Genomic DNA, 14448 nt, shown 5'->3' on the forward strand with positions numbered 1-14448 from the left:
GTATTCGCGCCTAAATATAGACGGCAGGTGATCTATGGAAAAATCAAAGCAGATATTGGGAAAATACTGCGACAGCTATGCGAGAGAAAAGGGGTAGAGGTGATTGCGGGAGAATGCTGTCCGGATCATATTCATCTCTTAGTTTCTATACCGCCGCATCTGAGTATTTCACAGTTCATGGGATATTTAAAGAGTAAAAGCAGCTTGATGATATTTGATAAACATGCAAACTTGAAATACAAGTATGGAAACCGGCATTTCTGGTGTAGAGGATATTATGTGGACAGTGTAGGAAAATATGAGGGAGCAATCAAAGAATACATACGTACCCAACTACAGGAAGATATGATGATGGACACATTAGATTTTAAGGAAACCAAAGACCCGTTTACGGGTAGATAAGAAATAAAGGCTAAAAAAAGAAGCCCCCGAGTAGGGGGCAGCCCGTGGTAGGGATGTGATTGCTGGATGTATTCAGTGCACTCTTTAGAGTGCAACCACAAGAAGTAGGCCCTTATAGGGCCTGATCAAACCACCAGTTCTACTGGTGGTTTTGATTTCGTAAAAAAGTGTAAAATGCTTTTACAGTGTAAATGAAGTGTAAAAGTATTTTACACTATAACGATGGAAAAATGCCTGTTTTACGCCCTTTTATATGTGGCATGAAAATTTCATATATATTTTCAAATCGAAATTCAAGGAGGCAATACGCATTATGGAAGTAAAACAGATTTTAGTGTACGGCGCCGGCTTGATGGGCCGGGGCATCGCCCAGGTATTTTCCCGCAATCCGGAATATTCCATCGTTTTATATGATATCGCCGACAACGACGTTCTCGGCCAGGTACGCAAGGAAATGATGTCCTTTGTAGCGCAGGGAATTGTCGATGCCGATACGGCGGAACAGCAGCTGAGCCGCATCAGCTTTACGACGGATTTGAGCCCCGAACTGTGCCAGAAGACAGATTTAGTCGTCGAAGCCGTGTTTGAAAACATGGAATTGAAGCAGTCGGTCTTCGAAAAATTAGAAATCCTGTGCCGCCCCGACACGATTTTCTGCACCAATACGTCCGTCATGAGCCCGACGGAAATCAGTGCCCGCGTGAAACATAAGGAACGCTTCGTTGGCACCCACTTCTGGAATCCGGCGACGCTGATTCCCCTGGTAGAAGTCGTCAAAGCCAACGGCTCGTCTGATGAAGTAGCCCAGCAGGTATACGACATTTTGGAAAAGGTAGGCAAAAAGCCGGTTATCTGCCAGCGCGACGTGCCGGGCTTCATTGCCAACCGCATGCAGCATGCTTTGTGGAGAGAAGCGATTTACATCGTAGAACAGGGGATTGCCGATGCCGAAACGGTCGATAAAGCCGTTAAATACAGCTTCGGCCTCCGCCTGCCCCAGCTGCCGCCGCTGGTGAACTCCGATTTGGTCGGCACGGACTTGACCTACAACATTCACGAATACATCTTGAAATATCTGTGCAGTGACACGACGCCGTCGCCCCTGCTGGTCAAGATGAAGGAAGAAAACAAGATGGGCTTCAAGAGCAGCGAAGGCTTCTTCAAATGGGACGACGAATCCATCGCAGCAGAACGCAAGGGGCTGAACGACTATTTAATTCACATGCTTTATAAAAAAGATAAAGAATAAGAGCGTATTTTAAGGAGGAAACATATCATGAGCAATTTGAAAAACAAAGTTATCATCACTGCAGCTGTAACGGGCGCATGGCCCAAGAAAGAAAACAATCCGAACGTTCCCCTGACGCCGCAGGAAATTGCCGATGACGTCTATCAGTGCTGGCAGGCCGGCGCTGCCGTCGCTCACCTTCACATGCGCGACGACGAAGGCAACGGTACCATGAGCGCCGATAAATTCCGCGAAACCGTACAGACCATCAAGACAAAATATCCTGACTGCGACATCGTCCTGAACCTTACGACGTCGGGCGACCTCCACGCGACGGAAGAAACGCGCCAGCTCCATTTGAAGGAATTAAAGCCGGAAATGGCGTCGTACGACTGCGGCTCCATGAACTGGATGAACAGCGGCCTGTTCCTCAACCCGCCGAAATTCCTGGAAGATTTGGGAACGCTCATGCAGGAACTGAATATCAAGCCGGAAATCGAAGCCTTCGACCCGGGCATGATCGCCAACGCCGCCTACTACCTCAAAAAAGGCGTATTGAAAGCGCCGCTCCACTTCCAGATGTGCATGGGTTGCGCCAACGGCATTCCCGGCTCGGTTAAGAACCTCGTATTCATGAAGGAAACGATGGATACCCTGTGCCCGGGCTCTACCTGGTCGGCCTTCGGCGTAGGCCACAGCGCTATGGAAATCATGTACGCTACCATCGCTTTGGGCGGCCATCTCCGCGTCGGCATGGAAGACAACGTCATGTATGCTAAGGGCGTGCTGGCAGACAGCAACCGCCAGTTCGTAGAACGGGCTCGCCGCTGCATCGAAGAATACGGCAAAGAAGTCGCGACGCCGGCAGAAGCGCGCGAAATTCTGGGGCTGAAATAATAGGAGTGTGACAGGTATGACGTGGGGACCTTGTTTTATGTATTATCGTTGTCCGCAGTGCGGCAAGAAATTTAAATACGCTATCGATTTGATTCCGGAATTCGGCGACGCCTTCGGGACCTGCCCTGACTGTCATGTCGGCGGCGTACTGGAGGGAGAAGGCGCACGGACGAAAGACGACGGGGCGTATGAAGAAGTAGAATGAGGTTCCCGTCATGCCGGATTATATAAAGGAGGCTTATTATGGCGCAAGCAAATTCGCAAAACGCACAGAAGAAGACGATTACCGATAAGTTTATAGAATTCAGCTTAAACTATATTCCCGACTCCATGGTATTCGTATTGGGGCTGACTGTATTTGTCTTTGTTCTGGCGCTGATTTTTACTGATTCGACGCCGTGGGGATTGGTTGAAGATTATGCAAAAGGATTCTGGGAATTATTAAGCTTTTCCATGCAGATGTGCTTGATGATGATCAGCGGCTTCGTTATTGCTAACGCAAAACCGGTCCGCAGAGGTATCGTCCGTTTAATTGACTGGCCGAAGACGCGCGGCGGCACCATCGCCCTGTTTGCCCTGATTACCGGCGTTATTTCCTGGCTTCACTGGGGCGTCGGCCTCATGGCTACGATTATCATGGGCAAGGAAATCGCTATCCGCAAACGAGGCCAGGGTTTCCATTATGCTTTTATTGTTGCCATGGCCTATACGAGCATGAATATCATGGCCAACGGCATCTCCCAGGCTGCGCCGCTGCTGTCGGCGACGCCGGGCAACTTTATGGAAAAGATCATGGGCGGCATCGTGCCGATCAGCCAGACGTCCCTGTCCCCGTACATGATGACCTTCCTCGTATTGGAATTACTGGCTTTGCCCGTCGTATATTACCTGCTCATGCCTAAGAAGGAAAAGGCCGTAGAAATCAGCGACGAACTGTACAAGGAATTTACGGCAGAACCGGAAAAAGTTGATGCGTCGAAGAAATTGACGCCGGCTGAACGGTGGGAACGGTCCCGCGTGTTGAACACCCTCATCGCTTTATTGATTCTCATCTGGTTCGGCGACCACGTCATTACAGAAGGCGTCAGCAAGATCAACCTGAACACGATCAACTTCGCCCTTTTTGGCTTGGGCTTATTATTCCACGATTCGCCGCACAGCTATATTGAATCGGTAAAAGAAGGGGCGACGACTGTATACGGCGTCATCATCCAGTTCCCTTTATACGCCGGTATTTTCGGCCTGATTACCTTCTCCGGCCTGGCCGACGAAATTACGGAGCTGTTCATCTCCATCGCAACGCCGGGAACCTATCCGTGGATCGTATTCATTTACACCGGCATTATGGACTTCTTCGTCCCGTCTGCAGGGTCTAAATTCGTTATCGAAGCGCCGTATCTGGTTCCGGCGGCGCAGCATTTAGGCGTTCCCGTTTCGCAGGTTATCAACGCCTACGGTACGGGTGCCCAGATGGCCAATCTGATTCAGCCTTTCTGGGCTATTGCCTACCTGGCGGCCTTCCGCCTTCGCTTCCAGGAAATCCTGCCGTTTACGTTCATGCTCTGGCTGTTCGTATTCATTGCCGGCAGCCTGTGGTTCCTCATTTTCCCCTTTGGATGGTAATGTAACTTAGCTGCTAACTCAATTTACTATACTCTCATCTCAATATGAAACATGCAAAAGACCTGCCGTGAGGAGATATTCTTGTCTCCGGCAGGTCTTTTGCATTGCAGGCGAAATCATATGGCCGCCAAGGGCGGAGCAAAAACGGGGCAAAAAATTTATTTCATTTGCGTTTAGAAGACTTGATGAGAAATAAAAAAACAAGGAAGCCTGCATATAACAGGGTTCCTTGTTTTGGTGTTGTGCTATTGTGCTCGTTATTATTTCGAATACAATTCGACGATAAGCGTTTCGTTGATTTCTACAGGAATTTCGGAGCGTTCGGGCATACGTGTCAGCGTGCCTTCGAAGCCGTCGAAGTTCTTTTCGATGTAGGGAACATCGAAGGTTTTCAATTCCTGGAAGGATTTTTTGTACATTTCGTTAGCGCGGGAAGCTTCCTTCAGCGTGATAACGGAACCTACTTTTACGTGTGCCGACGGAATGTCGCAACGTTTGCCGTTTACCAAGATGTGGCCGTGGTTGACCATCTGGCGGGCCTGACGAATGGAGTTTGCAAAACCGATACGGTATACCAGGTTATCCAAACGGCATTCCAACAATTTCAGCATGTTTTCGCCAGTAACGCCTTCCATCTTCTTGGCTTTATCATAATACCGGACAAACTGGCGTTCGAGCAAATTGTAGTATGCGCGAAGCTTCTGTTTTTCCAGTAACTGTGTGCCGTATTCAGACATCTTTTTCTGACGCTGTTCTTTCTTCACACGTTTTAATGCCTTAGGATGTCCGTACACATTGAGTCCGAACCGGCGACATTGCTTAAAACGTGCTTCTCTCCTCGTTGCCATTTTCTACATCACCTCATATAAAAATTTAATAAAACATAACAATAGAAATTCTATCACGGTTGCAGGGCTTTGTCAACGGATAGGCAGGGAAAAGTGCCGGCGTTTTGGGCGCAGAGCCTGAACAATACATTTTTTTGCCGGCGCCGCGTAAAGAATGCGTAAACTGCAAGTCGTGAAAGACGGCGTAAAATAGGGGGATTCCTCCTACTGGTTATGGTTAACAATGCGCTGTCCTGTGCGATTGGCGCCGTCTTATGAGAAAATGTGCTCGTGAACACTATTGACAAAAGGTTTACAAAGGGATAGGATATACATAACAAAACTGTGTTCGAACACAATTTATAGAAAGTAAGAAAAATCCATATTTTAATTGTATTTATTGCTGAGTGGAGGAATGGAGAAATGAACACGAGCACAGCGGAAAAAGATAATAAAAAGATATCCAGCTCTTTTATTTACTTTTTCGGCTCTTTTGGCGGTATTTTGTTTGGGTACGACATCGGCGTTATGACCGGGGCGCTGCCCTTCCTGCAGGACGACTGGGGGCTGCACGGCAATGCCAGCATCATTGGCTGGATTACGTCGGCCGTCATGTTCGGCGCTATTTTCGGCGGCGCGCTGGCAGGCCAGCTGTCCGATAAATTGGGCCGCCGCAAGATGATTTTGATTTCTGCGCTGATTTTCGTCGTCGGTTCTGTCTTGTCGGGGATTGTTCCGGACAACGGCCAATATTACCTGATCGGCGTTCGTATTTTACTTGGTTTGGCCGTTGGCGCCGCGTCGGCTCTCGTGCCGGCTTATATGTCGGAAATGGCTCCGGCTCATCTGCGGGGGCGCTTGTCCGGCATCAACCAGACGATGATCGTATCGGGCATGCTGCTGTCGTACATCGTCGACTATTTGCTGAAGGATTTGCCTGAAATGTACGCTTGGCGCTTAATGCTCGGCTTAGCTGCCGTTCCGGCTATTATTCTGTTCTTCGGCGTCCTTCGCCTTCCCGAATCGCCGCGTTTTCTCGTCCGTCATAACTTATTGGATGCAGCCCGCCGTACGCTGAGCTATATCCGTCCCAGCGACGAAGTAGAACCGGAATTGAAACAAATTCAGGAAACCGTCGCCGCCGAAGCCCATGCTGCGCAAAACAGCTCCTGGGGAATGTTGTTCAGCGGCAAATACCAATATTTGGTTGTCGCCGGCATCGGCGTCGCCGCGTTCCAGCAATTCCAGGGGGCTAACGCGATTTTCTATTACATTCCCCTGATCGTCGAAACGGCGACAGGACATGCCGCCAGCTCGCAGCTCATGTGGCCGATTATTCAGGGCGTTCTTCTCGTTTTGGGCTCCCTCGTCTTCCTGGTCATTGCCGATAAGTTCAACCGCCGCACGCTGCTGAAAGTCGGCGGCACGATTATGGGCCTGTCCTTTATCCTGCCGGCTATCATCAACAGCATCATGCCGGGCACGAACCCGATGATGATCGTATTCTTCCTGTGCATTTACGTTGCCTTTTATTCCTTTACATGGGCCCCGCTGACCTGGGTTATCGTCGGCGAAATCTTCCCGCTGGCTATCCGCGGCCGGGCGTCCGGCATGGCTTCGTCCTTTAACTGGATCGGTTCCTTCCTGGTCGGCTTGCTGTTCCCCATCATGACGGCTTCGATGCCGCAGGAAATCGTCTTCGCTATCTTCGGCGTCATCTGCATGCTCGGCGTATGCTTCGTGACGAAATGCGTTCCCGAAACGCGCGGCCATACGCTGGAAGAAATCGAAGCCCAGGGAACGAAGAGAAGATAATTAGTGTATTCCTTTACGGGAGAAAGGATTTGTCTCATGGATTTATTAAAGGTTGCAGCGAACATTAAAACCGGCGAAACGGCCTTAGGAATTGAACTCGGCTCGACCCGCATTAAGGCGGTTCTCGTCAATTACGACTGCCAGACCATCGCTTCGGGCAGCTACGGCTGGGAAAACGCCCTGCGCGACGGCGTGTGGACCTATTCGCTGGATGAAGTATGGAAGGGGATTCAGGCCTGCTATGCCCAGCTGGCCGCCGACGTGCAGAGCCGCTACCACGTGCCGCTGACGCGCATCGGTTCTATCGGCGTCAGCGCCATGATGCACGGCTACCTGGCCTTTGATTCGCAAGGCGAACTGCTCGTTCCCTTCCGTACGTGGAGAAATAATATTACCAGCCAGGCTGCCAAGGCGCTGACGGATGCCTTCCATTTCAATATTCCCCAGCGCTGGAGCATCGCCCACTTGTATCAGGCTATCCTGAACGGCGAAGACCATGTGCCGCAGATTTCCTTCCTGACGACCTTGGCCGGATACGTCCACTGGATGCTGTGCGGCGAAAAAGTCCTGGGCATCGGCGACGCGTCGGGCATGTTCCCAGTTGATGAAAGGACAGGCACGTACGACGCGAAGATGCTGTCCCTGTTCGACGAATTGGAAGCGGTAAAGCCCTATTCGTGGAAGCTTGCCGACCTCCTGCCGAAGGTACTGCGGGCCGGGGAAGGGGCCGGTACCTTGACGGAAGAAGGGGCGCGCCTCCTCGATCCGGCAGGCCGTCTGGAACAGGGCAGCCATATGGCTCCGCCTGAAGGAGACGCCGGTACGGGCATGGTCAGCACGAACAGCGTCCGCAAACGGACCGGCAACATTTCTGTCGGCACGTCGGCTTTTTCCATGAACGTATTGGACCGGCCGCTGCAGGGCGTCCATGAAGATATTGACGTCGTCACGACGCCTGACGGGGCTCCTGTCGCCATGGTACATACGAATAACTGCTCGTCGGACATCAACGCCTGGGTGGACCTGTTCGGCCAGTTTGCCGCGGCGACGGGCCTGGCGATCGGGCCGGACAAGCTGTATGAAACGCTGTTCAACCTGGCCGGCACGGCCGACAAGGATGCAGGCGGACTGGTCAACTACAGCTATTTGTCAGGCGAAAACGTAACGCGCATCGACAACGGCCGGCCGCTGTTCGTCCGTACGCCGCACAGCCGCTTTACCTTGCCGAACTTCATGCTGTCCCAGCTGTACGCAGCCTTTGCGCCGTTGAAAATAGGCATGGACATCCTGGTTCAGGAAGAAGGCATTGAAACGGACGTCATGATCGCCCAGGGCGGCCTGTTCAAGACGCCGGTCATCGGGCAGCAGGTATTGGCCGACGCCCTCAACATGCCGATTACCATTATGGATACGGCAGGCGAAGGCGGCCCGTGGGGCATGGCCGTACTGGCCGTATACATGGAGGTCCGCCAGGAAGGCGAAACGCTGGCCGACTTCCTCGATGAACGGGTATTCCGCCATCCGAAGAGCGTCACCTTGACGCCGAACGCCGAAGGCGTAGAAGGCTGCAACGCCTTTATTGAAAACTATAAGCGGGCCTTGTCTGTCGAAGCAGAAGCGGGCCGCACGTTGGCAGAGTAACCCTGCCGGGAGGGATATAGTATGTTAGAAGAATTGAAGCAGCAGGTCTATGAAGCGAATATGCGCCTGCCGAAATTGGAGCTCGTCACCTTTACGTGGGGCAATGTATCGGGTATTGACCGGGAACAGGGCCTGTTCGTCATCAAGCCGTCGGGCGTAGAATATGAAAAGTTATCGCCTGCCGATATGGTCGTCGTAGATTTGGACGGCAAGGTCGTCGAAGGGGACTTAAACCCGTCGAGCGATACGATGACTCACGCCGTATTGTACAAGGCCTTTCCGAATATCGGCGGCATCGTTCACGCCCATTCTCCCTGGGCCGTATCCTTCGCCCAGGCCGGCGTAGACCTCGAAGCTATGGGCACGACTCATGCCGATACGTTTTACGGCGACGTGCCCGTGACCGACGCGCTGACAAAGGAAGAAATCGAAAGTGCTTATGAAGAAAATACGGGCAAAGTCATCGTCCGCACCTTTGCCGAACGGGGCATCGACCCCGACGCCGTTCCGGCCGTACTGGTAAAACAGCACGGGCCCTTTACGTGGGGACCGACGGCGGCGAAGGCCGTAGAGACGGCCAAGATTCTGGAAGTCGTCGCTGAAATGAACTACCACGCGCTCCAGCTCACGCGCGCCGATATCCGCGTGCCCCAGTACCTGCTGGATAAGCATTACTACCGCAAGCACGGGGCCAACGCCTATTACGGACAGAAAAAATAAAGAATATCTATTATCAGTATTTCACATATATAAGGAGGAACCATCCATGTTACAAGTAAAAGATTATGAATTTTGGTTTGTCGCCGGCAGCCAGTATCTGTATGGCGAAGAACAGCTCCGCAACGTAGACCGCGATACGGAAGATATGGTCAACAAGCTCAATGCCAGCGGCAAGCTGCCCTATAAGGTCGTATACAAAGGCGTCATGACGACGGCCGACGGCATTACGCAGTTCATGAAGGACGTAAACTACAACGACAACGTAGCCGGCGTCATCACCTGGATGCATACCTTCTCGCCGGCGAAAAACTGGATTCGCGGCACTATGCTCCTGCAGAAACCGCTTCTCCATCTGGCAACGCAGTATTTGAACAACATCCCCTACGATACGATCGACTTCGATTACATGAACCTCAATCAGAGCGCTCACGGCGACCGTGAATACGGTTACATCAACGCCCGCCTGAATCTGAAGAACAAAGTTGTATACGGCTACTGGGAAGACGAAGACGTACAGGATGAAATCGCCAAATGGCAGGACGTCGCCGTTGCGTACAACGAAAGCTTCAACATCAAGGTATGCCGCTTCGGCGATACGATGCGCGACGTAGCCGTCACGGAAGGCGACAAGGTAGAAGCGCAGATTCGCCTGGGCTGGACCGTCGACTACTGGCCTGTCGGCGACCTCGTGCCGGTTATTAACAGCGTTAGCGACGAAGACGTACAGGCCGTATACGACCAGCTGAAGGAAGAATATACGATGGTCGTAGGCGACAACACGCCGGAAAAATTTGAACACAACGTCCGCGTGCAAATCAAGGAATATCTGGGCATCAAGCGCTTCCTGGATAAAGGCGGCTATACGGCGTTCTGCACGAACTTCCAGGATCTCTGCGGCATGGAACAGCTCCCGGGCCTGGCTGCGCAGCTGCTCATGAAGGAAGGCTACGGCTTCGCCGCTGAAGGCGACTGGAAGACGGCCGCCCTGACGCGCCTGCTGAAGATCATGGCGCACAACGACCGCACCGTATTCATGGAAGACTATACGCTGGACCTGCGCAAAGGCCACGAAGCAATTTTGGGCGCGCACATGCTGGAAGTCGACCCGACCATTGCCAGCGACAAGCCGCGCATCGAAGTGCATCCCCTGGATATCGGCGATAAAGAAGACCCGGCCCGCCTCGTTTTCACAGGCTCGGAAGGCGATGCCGTCAACCTGACGGTAGCCGATTTCCGCGGCGGCTTCCGTCTCATCAGCTACCCCGTAACGTGCCGCAAGCCCGAAGCGGAAACGCCCCACCTTCCCGTGGCAAAACAGCTCTGGACGCCGAAGGTCGGCTTGAAGAAAGGCGCTACGGCTTGGATTCACGCCGGCGGCGGCCACCATACCGTATTGAGCTTCCGCCTGACGGAAGAACAAATCCACGACCTGGCCGTCATGTTCGACTTGGACTTAGTAGAAATCTGCTAATCGTCAGCTTATAGTGTTACATCAATAAAAAAGAGAGGCTCGCGAAAGCCTCTCTTTTTTATAAGATTACATATTTTCTGCAATGCGTATTTCGTTGTTCATGATATACCGCTCCCGGTCGGGAACGATGCCGTTGACCAGGTAATCGAAGACGAGCTGCATCGCCTTTTGGCCCTGCTGGTGGGGATGCTGGTAGATGGCGGCCTTGATGTCGCCGGCCTTCATCATTTCCCGCGTCGTCGGGATGGTGTCGAAGACGAGGATGAGCAGGTCGTCCTTGCGGGGGCTGGCCAAGGCTGCCCGGCAGGTGCCGTAGGAGCCGCCGGAGGACAAGATGAGGAGGACGTTGATGTCCGGATACTGGTGCAGCAGGTTTTTCGTCGCGTCGTACGACGAAATATCGTCGTCATTGTCTTCGATGAGGGCTGTGATTTCATACTGCCCGTCGGTTCCCAGTATTTCCTTGAGTCCCTGCAGGCGGTGGCGGTGGCCTAAGATTTTCAGCGAGCCCAGGACGACGCCGATGTGGCAGGGGCCGGGGGAAAACATCTTCAGCAGCGCCCCGATGGTGCGGCCGCCGTTTACGTAGTCGCTGCCCACATAGTAGTGGGTGCTGGCCTGCTCGATGTCGTTGTTGATCGTGACGACGAAGATGCCGGCGGCGATGAGCTCGTTCAGCTTGGCCGCTATTTTCGGATCGTTGATGGGATTGATGATGAGGGCGTTGATCTGCCCCTTGATCTGATCGAGGATATGGCACTGTTCTTCTACGTCGTAACCCCGTACGGTGTGCCAGACCGTGCGCATGCCGTAGGACTCGTATTTCCGGGCCGCCTTTTCCAGGGCGTCGATGATGTCGTCGAAGAAGCGGATGCTCTTGGAGGGCAAGACGACGGCGACGACGGGATTGCTCTTCTGCGCCGCCAGGGCCTTGCCGGCCGGGTTAGGCCTGTAGTGGAGCTTCTTGGCCATTTCTAGGATTAATTCGCGCTTTTCCGGCTTGACGTTGCCGCGGTTGTTTAAGACGCGGTCTACGGTGCCGCGGGATACGCCGCAGAGATCGGCGATTTGTTTTATCGTTACCATATATTTCCCTCCTGGGAATTACGAATGATGTAAATATATAATGTACACTAATTTTGTTTTCCCTATTTTAACACAAGGTGTGCGCGTGAACAAGTGCGCAAAAAGTCAAAAGAGGAGTGAATGCCATGAGTGTTATTTCTAAAAAAGATTTCGGCTGCCTGGCCGACGGCCGGCCCGTCTTTCTCTATACCTTGACCAACGCTAACGGCACGGCCCTGTCCATCTGCACGTACGGCGGCCATGTCCAGGCTCTGCGGACGAAGGACGCCGACGGGGCTGAGGTCGACGTCGTCCTGGGCTATGACGACGTCGAAACCTATGTGAGCGAAGACAAATATATCGGAGCTCTCATCGGCCGCTGCGGCAACCGCATTGCCCGGGGCCGTCTGCACATCGGCGGCAAAGACTATCAGCTGGAGTGCAACAACGGACGCAATCACCTGCACGGCGGCACCCTGACCGGCTTCAATAAAAAGCTCTGGCAAGCCGAAGAAACGGCAGAAGGGCTGAAACTGACCTATACGAGCCCTGACGGAGAAGGGAATTATCCCGGCGCCCTTCAGGTCGCCGTCTGGTATGATTTGACGGACGACGACGCTGTTACCATCCGCTACGAAGCAGTCAGCGACGCCGATACGGTGTGCAACCTGACGAACCACACCTATTTCAACCTGGACGGCTGCGGCAGCGGTTCCGTCCTCGACCAGGAAATCCAGCTGTTCAGCGATTTCTTCACGGAAAGCGATGCCGAATCCCTGCCGAACGGCAACATCGTCGCCGTCGCGGGCACGCCGATGGATTTGCGGGAGCTGACGCCGATTGGCCGCCATATCGACGACGACTACGTCCAGCTCCGCCAGGCCCACGGCTACGACCATAACTGGATTGTCCGCCGCGATGAATCCCAGGCCGTGCCTACGCCCTATGGCACGGTATATCCCATGGCCCATGCCGTAGGCAATCGGACAGGCATTACGCTGACGGCCTATACGAGCCAGCCTGGCGTGCAGTTTTATACGGGCAATTACCTCGACGGCACGCCCTTGGGGAAGGGCGGCGCAGTCTTTGACCGCCGCAGCGGCTTCTGCCTGGAAGCGCAGTATTATCCCAATGCGCTGGAGCATCCGGAATTTCCCCAGCCCATTTTGAGAAAAGGCGATGTGTGGAAGGCCCTGACGATATACAAATTGGGACGAAAATAAAGACATACAAAAAAGATGAGACTGCGCTGCAGGCAGTCTCATCTTTTTTATATGTCAGTATATACGTGTGCGTTGGTTGTCAGGGCAGCGATTCGGAGAAGTCGAGGCCGGCGTCTGTCGCGTAATACGTCCCTTCCTTGTCTCCGTGCTCGATGTATTTTTTATCCAGCAAGGTCTGAATGACGTCCATGTCGGCCGGGTTCGGGGCGAAGATTTCTTCGGCCGTGCATTCTTCCCGTTCGACGGCGGCGACGACGGCGGCGAGCCGTTCGTCCTGCGTCGGCATGCCGTAGGCGAAATGGATGTTCGGCAAATACAGGGGATAGTCCTGCTTGGCCTTGATAAGGAACTGGCCGGCGGCCATGGCGGCGCTGAGGGCGTTTTGTTCGTCCATTTCAATGTTCATTTCCTCGCTGATCGCTGTCAGCTTATTAGACGGGAAATGGTATAATGTCTTGGCTGCTTCCATCGTGTCGATAAAGCGCAGGCACGGCGCGTCGATGCCGTATATTTTCAGCGCATGAGCGATGCAGCCCATGACGAAGGGCGCGTTGTGGGCGACGAGGGTGCGGCCGACGAAGTAGTCTTTCATGCCGGCTTCCCAGTATTCGCCGAATTCGTCGGCTTTGCGGAGAACATCCCAGGTCAGTTCGGGATATTTTTTATTGGTAATGTTGTTTTCCGGCGGGCGGACGTAAAAATAGTGGGTGTTTTTCAGCTGGCCCTTTTCAAACTCGGCGAAGCCGATGAGGCAGACTGAGTAGGGCTGCTCGTTGGCCAGGACCAGGGACAGGGCCGTAAACTGCTGGGGATAGCGGCGAAGGGCGTCCGAGGCGTCGATGGGATAGGCGTAGTAGCCCTTCTGCGGCTGGACGTCGTATTGGTGCAGGTTTTCTACCTGTACGTGCTGTTTTGTTTCCAGGTCCTTTTGCCGGGCCGCTTTTTTGCGCTTTTTGCGAAACGACGAAAGCAGGGAGTAGAGGACGGCGGCGATGAAGAGAATCGTGAGCAAGGTGCCGCCGGTGTGAAGCAGTGAATCCATGGCTATTCATTCCTTTTCGTTGAAGATGGGGGCTGTTTAGTAAAGGTGTGATAAAATGTCATGCTGTAGCAGGTAAAGAAGGCGTTGTCGGCAGCCTTGCCGTTTACGGAATAGCGGTCGCAGGCGTTTACGGCCGGGTCGGGCAGTATGATCTGCTTGGTCGGCAGGCCTTTGTCATCGTACAGCAGCGTCGACAGCGTTTGCGCTTTGACGGTCTGGGCTTTAAAGTTGTAGAAAAACTTGTTTTCATATCCCGAAGCGACGTTCGTCGTGTAATCGTACGTCACGACGGTGGCCTTGATGATATAATACGGCGGGTCATAGCGGATAGACTGGATGGAGTTCATGTCGACGTAGGATTCCGTCATGTCGTCATGGCCTACCTGGATATAGCGGGGATTGTCGTCGAAAAACATGGCCGCCGCCAGGGCTGTGCCGGCCATGAGAAAGACGGCCAATAACGCGGTTATTTTCTTTAGCAAACGAAACGCTCC

The 14448-nt window shown here is 53.1% G+C and carries 14 protein-coding genes; 10 read left to right on the forward strand and 4 right to left on the reverse strand.

The genetic code is table 11. From position 1 onward, the window contains the following. The 5 genes from tnpA to E0L13_RS03455 all read left to right on the forward strand — a co-directional run. The coding region (tnpA, locus tag E0L13_RS03435; protein WP_168060332.1) for an IS200/IS605 family transposase at positions 1–402 on the forward strand (402 nt) is incomplete at its 5' end. A 313-nt stretch (positions 403–715) separates the two neighbouring features. Further along, complete coding sequence (locus E0L13_RS03440) at positions 716–1651, forward strand: 3-hydroxyacyl-CoA dehydrogenase family protein (RefSeq protein ID WP_206081495.1); 936 nt, start codon at positions 716–718, stop codon at positions 1649–1651. A gap of 27 nt (positions 1652–1678) precedes the next feature. Then, positions 1679–2527: a 3-keto-5-aminohexanoate cleavage protein gene (locus tag E0L13_RS03445; protein WP_198947382.1), complete on the forward strand. Its 849-nt coding sequence runs from the start codon at positions 1679–1681 to the stop codon at positions 2525–2527. A 16-nt stretch (positions 2528–2543) separates the two neighbouring features. After that, entirely contained in the window at positions 2544–2732 is a 189-nt protein-coding gene (locus tag E0L13_RS03450; RefSeq protein WP_168060334.1) for an excinuclease ATPase subunit, read from the forward strand. Between the two features lie 38 nt (positions 2733–2770). Beyond that, a complete protein-coding gene (locus tag E0L13_RS03455) occupies positions 2771–4150 on the forward strand; it encodes a TIGR00366 family protein (RefSeq protein WP_168060336.1) in 1380 nt (459 codons plus the stop codon). Between the two features lie 260 nt (positions 4151–4410). On the opposite strand, the gene rpsD is transcribed toward E0L13_RS03455, so the two are convergent. Further along, positions 4411–4998, reverse strand: a complete 588-nt coding sequence (gene rpsD, locus E0L13_RS03460) for a 30S ribosomal protein S4 (RefSeq protein WP_087476848.1) — start codon at positions 4996–4998, stop codon at positions 4411–4413. A gap of 402 nt (positions 4999–5400) precedes the next feature. Here rpsD and E0L13_RS03465 point away from each other — a divergent pair, with 402 nt between their 5' ends. Genes E0L13_RS03465 through araA form a run of 4 tightly spaced genes read left to right on the forward strand, consistent with a single transcriptional unit; the run spans position 5401 to position 10624 of the window. After that, the gene (locus E0L13_RS03465) at positions 5401–6792 is read left to right on the forward strand and encodes a sugar porter family MFS transporter (protein WP_168060338.1); all 1392 of its coding nucleotides are present in this window, start codon (positions 5401–5403) and stop codon (positions 6790–6792) included. Positions 6793–6828: 36 nt separating this feature from the next. Beyond that, positions 6829–8433: an FGGY-family carbohydrate kinase gene (locus tag E0L13_RS03470; protein ID WP_168060340.1), complete on the forward strand. Its 1605-nt coding sequence runs from the start codon at positions 6829–6831 to the stop codon at positions 8431–8433. 21 nt (positions 8434–8454) lie between these two features. Then, on the forward strand, positions 8455–9153 hold the full coding sequence (locus E0L13_RS03475; protein ID WP_095629212.1) for an L-ribulose-5-phosphate 4-epimerase: 699 nt from the start codon (positions 8455–8457) through the stop codon (positions 9151–9153). Positions 9154–9199: 46 nt separating this feature from the next. Further along, the gene (gene araA / locus E0L13_RS03480) at positions 9200–10624 is read left to right on the forward strand and encodes an L-arabinose isomerase (RefSeq protein WP_107196562.1); all 1425 of its coding nucleotides are present in this window, start codon (positions 9200–9202) and stop codon (positions 10622–10624) included. A gap of 66 nt (positions 10625–10690) precedes the next feature. Here araA and E0L13_RS03485 read toward each other — a convergent pair whose 3' ends face one another. After that, positions 10691–11710 carry a LacI family DNA-binding transcriptional regulator gene (locus tag E0L13_RS03485; RefSeq protein WP_154877193.1) on the reverse strand — a complete coding sequence of 340 codons (1020 nt, stop codon included), beginning with the start codon at positions 11708–11710 and terminating at the stop codon, positions 10691–10693. A gap of 125 nt (positions 11711–11835) precedes the next feature. Here E0L13_RS03485 and E0L13_RS03490 point away from each other — a divergent pair, with 125 nt between their 5' ends. Next, on the forward strand, positions 11836–12912 hold the full coding sequence (locus tag E0L13_RS03490; protein WP_168060342.1) for an aldose epimerase family protein: 1077 nt from the start codon (positions 11836–11838) through the stop codon (positions 12910–12912). 79 nt (positions 12913–12991) lie between these two features. On the opposite strand, the gene E0L13_RS03495 is transcribed toward E0L13_RS03490, so the two are convergent. Together E0L13_RS03495 and E0L13_RS03500 are read right to left on the reverse strand one after the other, a co-directional pair. After that, on the reverse strand, positions 12992–13954 hold the full coding sequence (locus E0L13_RS03495; protein WP_168060344.1) for an exonuclease domain-containing protein: 963 nt from the start codon (positions 13952–13954) through the stop codon (positions 12992–12994). A 2-nt stretch (positions 13955–13956) separates the two neighbouring features. Then, positions 13957–14436, reverse strand: a complete 480-nt coding sequence (locus tag E0L13_RS03500; protein ID WP_240924649.1) for a hypothetical protein — start codon at positions 14434–14436, stop codon at positions 13957–13959. Positions 14437–14448: the final 12 nt, after the last annotated feature.

Source organism: Megasphaera sp. SW808 (assembly GCF_012027795.1).
GTDB classification, from domain to species: Bacteria; Bacillota; Negativicutes; order Veillonellales; family Megasphaeraceae; genus Megasphaera; species Megasphaera stantonii.